General features: G+C 35.5%; 8 protein-coding genes. 6 read left to right on the top strand and 2 right to left on the bottom strand.

Annotation, left to right across the window (positions count from 1 at the left end; genetic code table 11):
* Positions 1-99 precede the first annotated feature (99 nt).
* On the bottom strand, positions 100-1,323 hold the full coding sequence (locus IR022_RS13495) for a DUF4374 domain-containing protein (RefSeq protein ID WP_050710851.1): 1,224 nt from the start codon (positions 1,321-1,323) through the stop codon (positions 100-102).
* 103 nt (positions 1,324-1,426) lie between these two features.
* A complete protein-coding gene (locus IR022_RS13490; RefSeq protein WP_194204109.1) occupies positions 1,427-3,838 on the bottom strand; it encodes a TonB-dependent receptor in 2,412 nt (803 codons plus the stop codon).
* A 306-nt stretch (positions 3,839-4,144) separates the two neighbouring features.
* On the opposite strand from IR022_RS13490, the gene IR022_RS13485 reads away from it, so the two are divergent.
* From IR022_RS13485 to IR022_RS13460, 6 genes are all read left to right on the top strand, one after another.
* Positions 4,145-4,879 carry a lysophospholipid acyltransferase family protein gene (locus tag IR022_RS13485; RefSeq protein WP_050710849.1) on the top strand — a complete coding sequence of 245 codons (735 nt, stop codon included), beginning with the start codon at positions 4,145-4,147 and terminating at the stop codon, positions 4,877-4,879.
* A gap of 650 nt (positions 4,880-5,529) precedes the next feature.
* Entirely contained in the window at positions 5,530-6,516 is a 987-nt protein-coding gene (locus IR022_RS13480; RefSeq protein WP_050710848.1) for an acyl-ACP desaturase, read from the top strand.
* Positions 6,517-6,779: 263 nt separating this feature from the next.
* The gene (locus IR022_RS13475) at positions 6,780-10,370 is read left to right on the top strand and encodes a glycoside hydrolase family 2 TIM barrel-domain containing protein (protein ID WP_194204108.1); all 3,591 of its coding nucleotides are present in this window, start codon (positions 6,780-6,782) and stop codon (positions 10,368-10,370) included.
* Between the two features lie 398 nt (positions 10,371-10,768).
* Positions 10,769-12,205: an alpha-L-fucosidase gene (locus IR022_RS13470; RefSeq protein WP_194204107.1), complete on the top strand. Its 1,437-nt coding sequence runs from the start codon at positions 10,769-10,771 to the stop codon at positions 12,203-12,205.
* A 176-nt stretch (positions 12,206-12,381) separates the two neighbouring features.
* Positions 12,382-15,567, top strand: a complete 3,186-nt coding sequence (locus IR022_RS13465; RefSeq protein WP_194204106.1) for a SusC/RagA family TonB-linked outer membrane protein — start codon at positions 12,382-12,384, stop codon at positions 15,565-15,567.
* Between the two features lie 104 nt (positions 15,568-15,671).
* Positions 15,672-17,204, top strand: coding sequence for a RagB/SusD family nutrient uptake outer membrane protein (locus tag IR022_RS13460; protein WP_050710844.1), 1,533 nt, complete (start codon positions 15,672-15,674; stop codon positions 17,202-17,204).
* Positions 17,205-17,213: the final 9 nt, after the last annotated feature.

The following is a 17,213-nucleotide window of genomic DNA, read 5'->3' as shown; positions in this document are numbered from 1 at the left end:
GAGTAACCAATTGGTTACTCTCTCTTTTTATTTGTAATTTGATTTCTTAGTGAAAGCGCAGTTATAGTTACAACTGTTAAAGAAAACAGGAGAGTTCCTTTAATCTAATTTAAAGAATCCACCTACAAACGTTGTCGAGATTTTAGCACCTCTTTCGCCTGTTGCCGTTTGTGGATCAACACGATATATGTAAGTGCCTTCGGCTGTTGTGATGGGGCAATATACGTATCCACCGTCTACCAAAACATTGAAACGTCGTCCACCATTTCCATTATGAACGGGAATTTCTTCAATATCGGTTATTGTTTGTTTATTTAAGTCGATAATACAACACTTCAACGCTTTATCAGACCATCTGTCGGCTGTTGTCTGAGGGTTAAGCGTACTCACTTCGGCATATAGTAACCCATCTCCAATATATCTGATATGGGCAGGTTTTAATCCTCCCGATTTAGTTTCGAAATCGAAGAAGTAGTCATCAAATTTAGTCTGTCCTTTAGGTATACGAAGGAAAGCCGCATTCTTGGTACTTTGCGAGAATCCGTTAGCTAATGCAGAGTTTGACATGATATACATATCTCCCGATTCTACTTTAAAGATTCCATTATGTGCGTACCATGATCCAGCAGGTCCTGTGCGTGTATCTTTCATAATCGTTTCGAGTTTCATCTCAGGATATGAGTATACAGCAACATAAGTAGTATCAGTAAATTTAGTACTGTAATCTGTTGGATTCATTCCGAAGTAGGTCATATAGACTCTATTTTCACTCATGCAAATCCCCGTGATGCTAGGCCATTCTAATGTGGCAATAGGAGCAATAGGGGTTCTTACTTTATTGGTTATAGATACAGTGTTTATATCTACAGTATAAAAGGTAATTTGGTTTCCACTTGCTGCATTTGCCGGTATTTCGACTCCTAACATAGTATTGTTATCAATTTGAGAAAAGGCTCTAAGTGATTCATCAAAAACAAAGTCTCCTTTTTCTTGTAAAAATCCATTAGCGTCTCGTACTATTCCTGTAGCACTTGTAACACCAAGTCCCCCTACACAAAATATGGTTTGATTACCTTGTTCATAATCGTGATATCCGTTTTGCTCTATTCCCTTTCCTACTGCGGTTATTTTGTCAGACATAAGGTTTTCTGTGCTAACTACGTAATAGGTAGTAGTTCCATTGGCAGTTATTCCTAAACTGATAACATATGGAGCATTCGGAATTTCTGTATTTTCATCATCGGTAGTGTCATCGCATGACGTCATGCCAAGTGAAATAAGTCCGATGAAGAAAAAGTTTGTTATATATTTTATTAATTTCATTTCAATATTGATTTGTTATATAGAAGGTTTAAAACCTTTTTATTGCTTTGGATTAAGTATAATAACAATAGCTATTTCTGTTGCTAAATTATTAATGATGCACTTATCTTAAAAAGTAACGTACTTTAAAGTTGAAAGCTCTACCTGGTTTTTGTAATCTGTAATTATCATACAATTTCTCATTTGTGATGTTTGTACATTCTAATACAAAACCATATTTACCATTTTCTAATGTATAGCCTAAAGCTATGTCGTGCGACATTTGTTGAGGTATTACTTTCTTAGAAGCTTTAGCTCCTAATCCGGGGAAAGACAAGTAATATTTTTGAACATAATCAAATAAATAGTCTAATGTAAGCTCAGAGTTTTTTATAATCACGTTCTGGAATAGAACACCTGCATCTCCATTAGCAAAGAAATATGGAATGTTGGGAAGACGTTCTTTATATGATATATGTTCGAAAATGCCTTCACCTACAAGGCTTCCCGAATTTTTCTCGAATTGTTGATTATCTATGATACTTTGATAAGTAACATTTACACCTGCATGAAGTAGATTTTTCCATCTATATTTTACTCCACCTTCTATTCCCTTAGTCAATACCTTGCCTAAATTCTCATAAGCAGTCGTAGGATCAGTAGTTAAACTAACTCCTTTAAGTATAAAATCTTTAGTGTTTCTGTAAATTAAATTTGTTTCAAAATATAGGATATGTTCATTATTTAAGTGTTGCTCATAAGCAATACCTAAATTCACATTATCACTGCTTTCTGCCTTAAGATCGGGATTTCGTTGTTGAATCAATCCATCTCCAAACATTTCTGTACTTTCGGGTAAACGATAAGCTTGTTCGTAAGATAGTTTAGCTTGTAATTTTGGTAGGATGAAGAAGGTAGTAGCAGCACCATATCCAAAATAGGTTTTGCTGTCTTTTACTTTTTCGAGCCTTGCATTTTCTGTATATTCATCCAATCTTTTATAGGTTGAACTGTTGGTATTGTAAAGTTTGCCGAATACATTTGCATTCCAACGATCATACTTTATTTGCCATCCCAAACCTGTAACATTCTTAGTTAGTTTTTGAGGAATTTTATTCGATTCATTTTCGGGGTCTACCTTGTCATGTATTTTTCTGTTTATAGACGAAAATACATGGTTCAATGTGATAGATTGATGAGTGTCTAGCATATAGCTAACATTTGCAGTTGAGAGCCATTCTCTATTCTTTATTTCCGAATCGGTATATGCTCTTTCGCCTCTGGTCGAATCTTTGATAGATTCTCCTAACCAGTTATAGCTTCTGGAAATAGTGTCTATATTAAAAGTGTTGACACTGTTGTATGCTCCGTAAAAAGAAGCAGATAAACCTTCTGTAAACAAATCATCCTTTTTGTATCGGATAGAAGGTATCAGAGACTCACTTTTTACTTTTACACCACCATATACAGCATCCATAGTTGCGCCTGTTTGCACATCTTTATCATTTTTGGAGACGATAACGCCTGCTAATAAATAATCGGCATACGATTTGTTTGTGATCCCACTTTCAAGCCTGATTCCTCCTGCTTCATAGTTGTCGTGAAAGCGTTTAACCCAACGATTATCTATTATCTTATTTGTATTTAAATCCTTTATCGGAGCAAAAACTTTATAGTTATTATCCGAATAATTATAAAATGCATTTGCACGTACAGTAAAACCTGTTTTGCTATCGGTATAAGCTCCGTTTATAGCTGCTCTGTGTGTATTAAAAGATCCTATTGCATAAGATGCATCCAGATAATTTGCATCTTTACGACTAACAATGTTTACGGCTCCACCCAATGCGTCAGCACCTAGGCTAACAGGAAGTACACCTTTGTACACTTCTACACGTTCAGCCATATTGGTAGATATATTATTCAAATTGAATGAGGGACCAAAATTATCCATAGGTATTCCATCCAGAAAGAATTTTACTTGATTTCCTGAGAATCCATTTAAACTGAAATTGTAGTTTGAACCTACACCTCCGTCTTGGCGTACACGCACCCCCGATACATTGTTTAAGAGTCTATTGAGAGGAATAGAGATAACTTGAGCTCTTTTTAAGTCAAGAACTGTTATTGCAAAAGCTTGTTCTTGTTGCTTACGTGCTTCACTTTTTCCTATTACGGATACTTCGCTTAAGCTGACAGAGTTGTCAACCTCAATATCCAATATTTCCGTTGTTTTATTGGCAATAACTGTAATTGCAGTTTTTTTAGGTTTTACACCTATTCCCGAAATGGTAATAGTTTGTTTTCCACTAGGTATATTCTCTAGTTTGTACTCTCCATTCTCGTTGGTGTATGCACCAATAGTAAGACCTTCGATCGAAATTGTCGCAGGGTAAACAGGAGTCCCTTGAGCATCAATAACTCGTCCGCTAATAGAGCCTTTAGCTTGTTGTTGTGTTGCCGAATGTAATGATAGATTTGCGAGAGAAAAGAGAAGAAAGCTTAGTAAATAAAATTTAGATAATTTAGAATTCATTGTTGAATTTGTTATGTCCTTTTTTGAAGTCGTGAAAGTATAATTTCCAAGTTGTTTATGCAATCGCAATTAATAGGTATTTTCTGCTTGATTGATCCCTCTTGATACCTAGATATGTGTAGAGAGGGTGGCTTGTTTAATAATATTATGGTATATGCTATTTCTTGAAATTTGGTATTCTCTGATGTATAGTTAGATGACTTTTTCTTGAGTTTTTAATCAGTAATAATCATAATATCTTATCATTTTTATATTTTTAATTAACAGAATTTTTGCTAATTTTGAATATCATTGAACTTTTGAATTATGCAAAAATTAATATCATACCCCCTATCGATAATTTATTATCTGCTTTTTTTGATCACTCTACTTATATTTCACCCGATACAATGGATTTGTTTTAATTGGTTTGGATACAATGCTCATAAGAAAAGTGTGGATGCATTAAATTTCTTTTTAACAGCCAACACTTATGTTTTAGGCACAACTTATAAAGTCGAAAATTTAGAAAGACTTCCTGAGGGAGTTCCTCTAATTATAGCTGCAAATCACCAGAGTCTATATGATATTTCGGGTATTATATGGTTTATGAGAAAGGTCCATCCAAAGTTTATTAGTAAAATAGAATTGGGTAAAGGTATTCCTAGTATTTCTTATAACCTGAATCATGGAGGTTCGGTACTTATCGATCGAAAAGATGCAAAGCAGTCTCTATCATCCATTAAGAAAATGGCTGATTATATAGAAGAGAATAAAAGGTCGGCTGTTATTTTTCCGGAAGGAACAAGGAGTAAAACAGGCGCACCCGGTCCTTTTGCTGAAAATGGCTTAAAGATACTTTGTAAATATGCACCTTCGGCCTATATGGTTCCGGTAACTATTAATAATTCGTGGAAAATGACTAAATGGGGTTCTTTCCCAATGGGGTTAGGCAACAAGCTAGTATTTACTATACATGAGCCTTTTGCGATAAAAGGTATTCCCTTTTCTGAAGTCTTTGAGAGGGTTGAACGAGAGGTTGTAGGAAGTATTAAAGTTTAAATTGCAATAGAAGATAAATATTAAGCCTGCTATTAACTATAATATAGATATATCATAAATCTTGTAGTCCTTTTTTGTTGATATGTAATTGGATATATTGATTTTATGGTTTTTTTCTGTAAGTTACATTGACATACTTATTCTATACTATCCTATAAAAAATACAAGCACAACCTTCTTCTATAATTCGTCAAAAAAAGATATTTTCAGAAAAGTTAGAAGTTGAAAAATGAACTGTTAGACTAAGTTTTAGGTTCATAGATAAAATAGATGAGTCTTAGATGTCTTCGAAGCTTATTGTCTGTTTGACATGTTTTACTGTATAGTTCTCTTCTTTATTGTGTCACCTATCGGTTCGCCAGTATTCACTTAATCCAGATCAGGTTCTAAAAATCAGACATATGAGTAGAATTTAAGATTATCTTAAATTCTGCTCTACAAATTGTTCTTCAGTAAATAGTATTCAGATCTTTTTATGACATAAAACTGTTATAGATAACTAAATAAGAGCCCTTTTTATTCTGGTTGATAAATAATCTTAACTTTACTTTTCGTCCGTCTTTTTGTGTAGCAAGTATATTGTTTTCCTATTCATAGATAAAGAGAATATACACTCATAGAAAGTCGTAATTTTAAATAATTATAGTAGAATGTCTATCAAAAATATCAGACTGGAAGTTATGCGCTTCTTGGAAAAGAATGTCGATACCTTTATCGATCAATATTTAATACCTGTTGAAAAAATATGGCAACCAACAGATTATTTGCCTAATTCTGAAAAGGAAACTTTTTTTGACGAGGTAAAAGAATTACGCGAATTGGCAAAAGATTTACCTTACGATTTTTGGGTAGTGTTAGTAGGGGATACCATTACAGAGGAAGCCTTACCAACATACGAATCGTGGTTAATGGAAATTGATGGTGTGGATAATGTAGAACGTAATGGTTGGTCTAAATGGATCAGACATTGGACAAGTGAAGAGAATCGTCATGGCGATTTATTAAATAAATACTTATACCTGTCGGGTAGGGTGAATATGAGAGAGATCGAACAAACTACTCAACATCTTATCAGCGATGGTTTTGATATTGGTACAGGACGCGATCCTTATAAAAATTTTGTATATACAAGTTTTCAGGAATTAGCAACTTTCATTTCTCACAATCGGGTGGCTGAACTTGCCAAAAAGGTAGGGGATGACAAACTATCAAGAATGTGTAAGCGTATTGCGAGTGACGAAATGAGACATCATTATGCATACAGTGAGTTTGTAAAACGCATATTTGAGGTCGATCCAAGCGAAATGATGTTGGCTTTTCAGTATATGATGAAGCAAAAAATTGTAATGCCTGCTCACTTCCTTAGAGAATCGGGTGAAAAAATAAGTACAGCCTTTGAGCAATTTTCTAATGCCGCACAACGTATGGGTGTATATACAGCCAGCGACTATGTGGATATTATGCAAAAACTGATTGACAAATGGCAAATTGATAAAGTTTCAGGATTGACGGACGAAGCTGAACGTGCCCGCGATTTTCTTATGAAATTGCCTGCCCGTATGGCTAAAATCTCAGAGAGAATGGTTGTTCCGGTTGACTCTTATATATTCAAATGGGTACAACCTGCGATGAAATAATAATATATATAAATATGTTATATATAAAAGGAAACTATCTAGGGGTAGTTTCCTTTTTGTATTTTAGCAATAATTCTTTTCCAATTAACTGAATAGATGCCTGATCTATAAAGCTATTTCCCCATCATTGTAAATAGCTCTGATTATCTATCCTAAGACTCAAAAAAGACATTCAAGTTTAAAATTATCGACAAGAGATTATGAGTCTAAAATAAATAACTCCTATCTTTAAAAGACTATAACCGATATAATTCTAAAATAACATGCAAAGACAATCATTTAAGTTTATCTTATTTTTTCTCAGTTTATTATTCTTAAGTTCAAATCTATCCTCTCAGCAAATCAATCCCAATGTTTTGTATAAAATAGTTAGTCCTTCGGGATTGGTCTTGGATAATGTAGACACTCCATCTAACAGTGCTAAATTATTTTTATCGAAAGATAAAAAAGGTAGCGAAGGTCAAGTGTGGAAGATAACTAAGCTTGACAATGGATATTATACAATAACTAACACATTTATCAATAAAAGCCTTGATAATGATAATATGGCTTCGGGCAATGGAAATGCCATTGTTCAGTGGGATGCAAGTGATTCAAATGAAAATCAGCAATGGAAATTTGCCGTAACAGGTACAGGAGCATATGCCATAACTCATAAGAATAGTAGTATGTCATTAGCATTCACGGGGGAAGAAGCCGATGGTGCAACAATATATCAACTACCTAATACTTCTCAATTATGGAGGTTGGTTCCTACTAATCTAAAAGCTCCTAAAGAACCGAAAGTAAAGCGAAGTAAAAATGATTGGGAAAACGAAACCATTTTTGCTATAAATAAAGAACCGGGACATGTAACTTACATTCCTTTTCCTTCAATAGAAAGTCTTAAAGCAGATAAAAATTTCGACCAACCTTGGTTAGAGCCATCATCATCACTATATCAGTCACTAAACGGAAATTGGAAATTTCATTGGGTAAAACAGCCATCGGAACGCCCTCAGGATTTTTATAAAATGAATTACGATGTTTCGTCTTGGAAAGAAATACCCGTACCCTCTAATTGGGAGATGCATGGATATGGAACTCCTATTTATACAAATATTACTTATCCCCACAAAAATAATCCACCTTTTATTCAACCTCAAAAAGGGTATACAAATGAAACGGAGGTAAATCCCGTAGGCTCGTATCGACGCGATTTTTCTATTCCTGCAGATTGGGATGGAAAAGAAATTATCCTACATTTCGATGGAGTATATAGTGGTATCTATGTTTGGATAAACGGAAAAAAAGTAGGCTACAGTCAAGGAGCTAGTAATGTTGCCGAGTTTAATATTACAGACTATGTAAAGATCGGAGATAATACGATTGCAGCCGAAGTATATAGATGGACAGATGGTAGCTATATTGAAGATCAGGATATGTTCCGTTTAAGTGGCATACACCGAAGTGTATTTTTGTATGCTACACCCAAAGTACATGTGCGTGACTATTTCTTATTATCCGAATTTCAGGGAGATGATTATAGTTCGGCTAATTTTAAAGTGAAAGCTTCTGTTCGAAATTATGATAGCGAATCGTCTCAGGCAACAACTGTGAATATTTTGTTATTGGATATTTCAGGAAAAGAAGTTGCTAATCTAAGTCAGAAGGTTCCAACTTTGAAAGGACAGGAAGAACAGGTTTATGAACTGCAAACAAAAGTAGAGAAACCTCTATTATGGTCAGCAGAAAAACCTAATTTGTATACTGCAGTTGTGACATTGAAAGATAATGATGGAAAAGTGCTGGAAGCTATGTCTTCTAAGTTTGGTTTCCGCAAAATAGAAATAAAGAATAAGCGGGTATATGTAAATAATGAGCAAGTCTTCTTCAAAGGAGTAAATAGGCACGATATTCATCCTCAATATGGCAAAGCTGTGCCTGTTGAATCTATGATGCAGGATGTATTACTAATGAAACAACACAATCTGAATACAATCCGTACAAGTCATTATCCGAACGATCCTCGTTTATATGCAATGTTCGATTATTATGGGTTGTATGTAATAGATGAGGCCGACTTAGAAAATCACGGAAATCATTCTATCAGCAATATGCCAAGTTGGCTACCAGCTTTCAAAGATCGTGTAGATCGTATGATACAGCGAGATAAAAATCACCCATCTATTATTTTCTGGTCAATGGGAAATGAAGGAGGCGATGGTAAGAATTTCGATGAAGTGTGTAAATTAACCCGTATTCTCGATCCTTCTCGCATAGTGCATTATGAGGGGCGGAACGAGTCAGCAGATATAGATTCGCAAATGTATCCTTCAATAGAACGGATGTCAGCATTTGATCAGCAGACATCAGACAAGCCTTATTTCTTGTGTGAATATGCACATGCCATGGGTAATGCAGTGGGAAATTTAGCCGAATATTGGGATTATATCGAAAATAAATCGCAACGTATGATTGGTGGTTGTATCTGGGACTGGGTTGATCAAGGTATTAATATGCCGGGGAAACCTAAAGATCAGTATTATCTGGGAGGCGATTTTGGAGACAAGCCCAATGATTTTGATTTTGTTTGTAATGGACTAACAACACCCGATCGGAGAGTTACTGCAAAATTGTTGGAGGTAAAGAAAATATATCAATACATTAAATTCAAGCCTTTGGCATTGGTTAGCGGAAAGATAGAAATTGAAAACCGTTATGACTTTACTAATCTAAGCGATTTCAATATTACATGGGAAATAACGAAAGATGGAGTAAAAGTAGAATCGGGTACGTTAGAATCTTTGAATTTGGCTCCAAACCAAAAAACTGTAGCTGCAGTGCCATATAATAAGAATCTGGAAGCAGGTAGCGAATATTTTCTGAATGTATATTTCAGTCTTAAAAATGCTACAAATTGGGGCGAGGCTGGTCATATAGTTGCAAAAGAACAATTTGCTTTGAATAATCGGCAGCCACTATCAAATATAGATACTTCTTCGATGTCTGATATACAGGTTACAGAACAGGGTAATTTCTTAAATATTAATGGAACAGACTTCAAAACCATTTTTGATACGGCTACGGGTATTATGACTTCTCTTCAATACAGCGGGCAAGAGATGATATTTAATAAAAAAGGATTTGACCTGAATTGGTATCGTAGTATAAATAATGATAAGTATACCGATCAGAATTATTATCTAACCACAAACGATAAGCCTATTTTCACATATCAGGTAGCTAATGATAAAAAATCGGTAACAGTAGTAACAAGTACTACAGCTACAATTGCAAGCGATAAAGCTGTAAGAATACCTTATCTTCTAAAATATACAATCTATTCTGATGGAACAATTGATTTAGATGCGAGTTTTACCTCTCCTTCGGCAGGTTCTATTGTACGTCGATTGGGATTACAAATTGTTTTACCTGCTGGTATGGATAATATTCGTTATTATGGTCATGGTCCTCATGAAAACTATTCAGACAGAAAGCATTCAGCATTTATCGGAGCATACAATACTACTGCGAAAGGAATGGAAGCCGAGCATTATGTTCGCTCGCAAAGTATGGGAAATAGAGAAGGTGTAAGATGGGTTGAGATAACAAATCAAAATGAACAAGGATTAAGAATATCGTCAAAGGATAGGCTTGGTTTTAGTGCTTTACACTTTACCGATCAAACACTCTGGGATGCGGTGCATGATTTTAAATTGAATGAACTTCGTAAACCAGAAGTTTATTTGAACTTAGATTGTGTACAACAAGGTTTAGGTAATGCCAGTTGTGGTCCACTTCCTCTTCCCGAATATATGATTCCTGCTAATTCATTGCAAGGTTATTCTTTTAGAATACAATCTTTAAAGTGATAAGATATAGATAAAGATAAAGTGAAAAATAACATTTGCTAGATTGATTGGTTTTCTGAGTATATAATACTCGGAAAACCAATTTTTATTTAATCAACTAACAAACATCCTAAGTCTGACTCTTTAGATATGGTTTTTAGTATTTCTAATTAACAAAATATTGCATTTGAGAATCTAAATAGAAATCTCTTATTCTATACTTGAGAGGTTCTATTTCAAAGAAAATAAATCAGTCCTATAATATTAGAAAGTATTAAACAGTTGATAATTAGTTGGTATTAGGCAGGTAATGAACTGATTTTACAAAAAAAAGACTCATTTCTGCAAATGGAGATTACAGTTGCCACCTATTTTTGTACAGAACCTATTACGAAATAAACCTTAAAATTCTACATCCTATGAAAAAAATAATGGTATTCATTATTTTGCTAAGCTTTATCTTTAGCCTTCACGCTCAGAAAGCAAATACATCCACCGTCGATCAGGATAAAAAAATGGAGTGGTGGCGCGAAGCCAAGTTTGGAATGTTTATCCATTGGGGACCTTACTCCATATTAGGAGGTGTATATAAGGGACATAATCAGAATCGAGGAGGTGCTGAGTGGATTATGAACCGATGCAAAATACCAGTAGCAGAGTATCAGCAAATTACAAAAGGATTCAATCCAACCAAGTACGATGCCGAGGTATGGGTTAAGCTGGCAAAAGAAGCAGGTATGAAGTATATTGTTATTACCACAAAGCATCACGATGGTTTTGCAATGTTTAAGAGTAATGCCAGCAAATACAATATTGTAGATTTTACTGTTTACAATAAAGATATACTGGATGAGTTGGCTAAAGCATGCCGTAAGCACAAAATGAAGCTTGGCTTTTATTATTCTCAGGCACAAGATTGGAACAATCCAGGAGGTTCTGTTGCTCGTAAGTTGATGAGAGAAGGATGGCCAAATCCGGATTCAACCAGAATAGATGCATACACCGAAGCTAATAAAGGATACTGGGATCCGGCTCAGCAAACTGCAACAATGGATGAGTATATTGATAAAGTATCTGTTCCTCAAATAAAAGAGTTACTGACTAACTATGGAGATGTTGCTGTCTTATGGTGGGATACTCCAACCCAGATGACAGACGCTTTTGCAGAGAAAATTTCAGCAGAATTAGCTAAATATCCTCAAATTATTCAGAATGATAGATTGAAGCGTCCTAATTTCCCTGGAGATTATAAAACACCCGAAGGTAGAGTACCTAAAGCCGAAGATATTGAAGGTGTTGATTGGGAGACTTGTATGAATATAGGTAGTTCGTGGGGATTTAAAAGCTGGGAAAATGCATGGAAACCCACGGAGGTATTAGTGAGAAACTTGATAACTATAGCTGCCCGAGGAGGTAACTATTTATTGAATGTGGGACCCACACCCGAAGGCGAAATTCCAGAGCCAAGTGTAACTCGTTTGAAAGAGATGGGCGAATGGATGAAAATAAATGGTGAAGCCATCTACGGAACGCAGCGTAGCCTTATTTTTCCTACATGGGGAGAATGTATCCGCAAAGACAATAAAAACAATACAATATTATACTTATGCGTGTTTGAATGGCCTTCGGATGGTAAACTCTATTTTAATATTGACTCAGAAGTAAAAAGTGCGACTTTATTGCAAAATAAAAAGACCTTGAATATTCAAAAAACGACAGATGGTATGATTATCGACGTGCCGACTAAATCTCCTGATGCCATAGTCTCTGTAATAAAATTAGAGCTAAAAGAAAAGCTGCTTCCATTGAAGATTGTATCTAATTCTGTAAAAACATTCGAAATACTAGACTTGTAAAAGCAATACCTTAAGATTTTTTATAACACTAACTGTTTTGTAAACTGTGTATACAATAAAATATTATTGTGGTCAGGGAATGGTCTTGCCATGCCCGAAAACTAATATGATAGAATAAAAAAGGTTTAAGACCTTATTTAACCGTGAAAAACCAAACCTATTAAAATCTAGTTTAAATGAAAGAAAAAGAAAACAAAAAGCCTAAACTGATGAGTCGGTGGCTCGTTTTATTCTTGTTTGTTTTTTGTCTGGGGCATACCCTTTCTGCCCAGACACTAAATGTTACAGGGATAGTGAATGATGATTCGGGAGAACCCATGATCGGTGTAACAATTACTATTAAAGGAACAACAAAAGGTACTATTACCGATTTGAATGGCGGATTTACATTGGCCTGCCAAAAAGGAGATGTATTAAGCTTTGTTTATATGGGTTATAATAATCAAGATGTAAAAATCGATTCTAATAAGAAGCTCGTGATTGTTATGACAGAAAACACAAAACTATTGGATGAAGTGGTAGTTGTGGGATACGGTGTTCAGAAGAAACGGGACATTACGGGAGCAATAACTTCAGTCGATTCTAAACTAATAGAGGAAAGATCTCCGATTAATATTTATGATGCACTTCAAGGTGCAGCTCCCGGTCTTCAGGTTACATCTGCATCGGGTGCCCCGGGAGGTACAAATATGATACAGGTACGTGGGGCTTCTACTTTTGATGATAATGGAGTTTCGCCTCTCTACATTGTTGATAATGTTATAACAAGCAGTATTGATAATATCAATCCATTGGATATCAAATCTATTGAGATATTGAAGGATGCAGCTTCAGCCTCTATATATGGGGCACGTTCGGCTAATGGTGTTATAATAATTACAACAAAATCAGGAGAATCGGGTAAACCAAAAGTAGATCTTCGCTATTTACGAAGTTATAGTTCTATGGCAAATAAGTTGCCACAGGTGAATGCTTTTGATAGGGTATTAAATATGCAAGCAACGGATTTAAGTAACCCTGCAAAAACACTTGAAAAATTTAGTGCAGTAACAGACTCTGTAGGATTGGTAAATAGTGTGAATAATTATTATCAAGATTTATTGACACAAACAGCAATAAGAAATGATGTGAATCTAGGAATTAGTGGAGGTACTGATAAGTTGAAGTACATGGCATCATTTGGTTATGTGGGCGATGAGGGTATTATAAAAACAAGTTATAATGACCGCATTACAGGTCGGTATAACATGGATTTTAATGGATGGGATAATCTTAGATTCACAACCAGAGTGAGTTTTAGTAATAATAAAACGAATAGCATAAACGAAGGAAATGTGTTTCAGACCGCTATGAGACGTCCGCCTAATATGATTATTTATTATCCTGATGGAACATTTGCCCCTCATCATGCTATGGGGGGAAATAGAAACCCCGTTCAAGAATTATATGGACGAGACAATAAGAGAGAACGCTTTCAAGGGGTTATTTATCAGGGAATGGACTGGAAGTTTACCAATTATTTATCGTTGTCTGCAAATATGCAAGGCGATTTGGGTTTAACTCGTAATACTCAATTTGCTTCTAAAGAACTAGATAGTAATGCTGATGAGAGTTTACGCAAAAACACGGCAGCTGATAAAACAACCTTTAATCAAAGGTATTCGGGCGAGATGTATTTAACCTTTAATAAAACTCTGGGAAAGCACCATGTTCTTTCGGCGATGGCTGGGGCAAGTGTAGAAACCGGAAAAAATGAATATTTGAATTTTGAAGGATCCGATCTGGTAACCGAATCAATACATACGATGAATATGGCAAATCTGGATTTGGCTAAAACATATACTACTGCCGAAGATTATGCCCTAGCTAGTTTCTTTGGTCGTGTAGGTTATACGTATAAAGATAAATACATATTTAATGGAAGTGTGAGATACGACGGTTCATCGCGTTTTGGACCTAAAGAACGTTGGGGTGCATTCCCAGCATTCTCTCTAGGGTGGCGTTTTTCTGATGAGGTATTTATGGATTGGGCATCCAACGTAGTTTCCGATGCAAAATTGCGTGGTAGTTGGGGGGTAACCGGAAACGATAGAGTTGGGTATTACGAATATCAAACGCTTTTCACCTCTGGAGAATATAGTTACAATGGTACGAGTGGAGTGGTTCCTGTAGCAACTTATGGTAATCCTAGTTTACATTGGGAAGAAACCAAACAAACGAACTTTGGTCTTGATCTGAACTTATTCAACGGGCGAGTTACTTTCATCGCAGATTATTATATTAAAGAGACAAGTGATTTACTATCTACTATGAGTCTGCCTTATACAACAGGGTATGATAAGATGCGTGTAAATCTGGCGAGTATAGAAAACCGCGGACTTGAATTTTCTCTATCAGGGTATCCTGTTATGACTAAGGACTTTAAATGGAATACAACTGTTAACTGGTGGACAAACAAGAATAAAATAACCGATCTGGCAAAAGAAGATTATGTAGAAAGCAGTCTGTGGTTAGTTGCAAAAGGCAAAGCAGCCGGTCAATGGTATGGTTATAAAAATGAGGGAGTATACGAATATGACTTTAGTAATGCATATACCCCTGATTACAAAACGCGTTTGAATCCAGTATTGAAAAGAGACGAAAATAATAATGTAATAATAGGGCTTAATGGACAACCTATTCTCGAAGGTTATGTATTACCCGATGGATCGAAGTATTCGGGAGATGTTAAGCAAATCTTACAAAATGGAGTAGCCGCAGCTGGAGGAGATGTTATATGGGAAAATATTCCGGATAAAGACGGCAATTATGACAATAAGATAGATGATAATGACCGTAAAGTTCTAGGGAGTGGAAATCCGGATTGGTTCGCTTCATGGGATAATAACTTTACGTATAAAAACTTCTCTCTATCATTCAATTTATACCTGAGCTGGGGAGGAAAAGTATACAATAAACTGAAACAATATTATACTACATGGGGTGGTAATACGCACATGCAACATCCCGAATATATAAGAACAGGATGGAAATATCAAGGACAAATAACACCTTGGTACGCACTAGATTCTCGTACTCGAAAAACTCAGAACAGACAAGAACTTAATAGCCAGTATTTGGAAGATGCATCATTCTTGCGATTGAAGAATATTCGTTTAACCTATAATGTAGAACATAAATTCTTAAATAAAACTCCACTTCGTACTTGTCAAGTATATGTATATACAAATAATTTGGCTACTTGGACTGAGTACTCGGGTTATGATCCCGAAATAGGAGGTAGTGTATTGACTCCGGGAAGAGATAATTCGGCATATCCACGTTATCGTGAGGTTGGATTTGGAATCAATGTAGGATTTTAAGTAAATGAAAGTATTTAATGATATACTTTCTAATTATAACAGGTTATAGTTTTCGTACTTGACTAAGTAATAAAAAGGTCTGCGACCTTAAAATCAATAAAACAATGAAAAAATATATATTACTCACTATCATAGGAGCTTTCGGGCTTATAGGATGCAACGATTTCTTAGATAGAGATCCATTATCCGATATGTCTCCGTCAACCTTCTTCGGGTCTAAGGGAGATATGCGTACTTGGAATGCCGGTATATATGATGCCATGCAAAAGACGTTAAACAGAGCTCATATCGATTGGGGAGATCTACGTTCCGATAATTATACAACAACAGGTTATGAAGACAGTCAGGTGTATATGAATGCTCTTGAATCTACGAAAGAAGAATATAGCTGGAAAGACTTGTATGCATGTATAACCAGATGCAACACTGCAATAGAGAGATATCCTACCATACCCGGTATTATTGAGTCAGACTATGCCAACTATATAGGACAAGCTCATGGAATGCGTGCATTAATGTATTTCTATGCAATACGTGTATGGGGTAGAGTTCCGTTAGTGACAGCACAATGGGATGGAGATGTTGTGAAAGCGCAAGTTACAAGATCGGAAATAGAGGTTGTAAAGAAGCAAATAATGGATGATATAATAAAGGCTGAAGCATATTTGGTAAATACATCAGATAAGTTTTATATCAACTATGCAACTTGTAAAGCTCTTAAAACCGATGTTCATATGTGGTTTAAAGAATATAAAGAAGCATTAGAAGCATCCGAATATTTTGAAAACAACAGCAATTTCGAACTAGTGAAGAATGAAGCCGAATGGAAGCAAATGTTCTTAGTACCAAATTCGTCAAGAGAAGCCATATTTGTTATGGCATGGAATTTCGATGCTGATGGTGGTTCTCTTTGGCCTCAACGTGTAGGTGCATCCAATACCAATAATGGATATAAGATTTCTCAAACACTGTTTCAGGAATTTGTAGACAGACGTTATTCAAATCAGGGTACCGATGGTCGTTTGTGGAATGTTTTGGATACCGTTAAATTATACTCTAATAACAGTAGAATGCCCATATCGTATAATAGCTATTATGCAGTAGGGATAGAAAAAAATACAAAATATAGCGATGTAGACCCTAATAGAGAATATGACTCGAAAAACTCGGTCTATAAATCTCATTGGTTGGTATTATCAACTACCAGTGCAGCTGTTCAACCTCAGATATATCGTTTGGCAGACGTGTTATTGTTAAGAGCCGAGGCTTTAAATCAGCAAGGCAGAGGAAGTGAAGCTCTCGAAATAGTAAACAAAATCCGCAAACGAGTAGGATATTTAGCTGATGCTAAAAAGGAAGTTTCCGCTACATCAAATAAGGAAGAAGTAGAAACAGTTATTTTGCTAGAGCGTCAGTTAGAGTTTATGGCAGAAGGGAAACGCTGGTTTGATCTAGTAAGAACAAATAGAGTGATTCCGGTAATGGATAAGGTTATAAAAGAGCGTCAGTCTGCTATTGGAATAGCTCCAACAGGGTTTGGAGATGAAGGGCGAATACTTGCACCAATATACTATCGCGAATTTGAGGCTAATCCTGCGTTAAAAGGGGACCAAAATAAACCTTATTCTGAAGGATAATTTAAATAC

Origin of the sequence: Dysgonomonas sp. GY617, assembly GCF_015233815.1 — a bacterium.
GTDB lineage: Bacteria > Bacteroidota > Bacteroidia > Bacteroidales > Dysgonomonadaceae > Dysgonomonas_A.
Note: the sequence above shows the minus strand (reverse complement) of the source record. Positions and strands in the feature narration are given on the sequence as shown.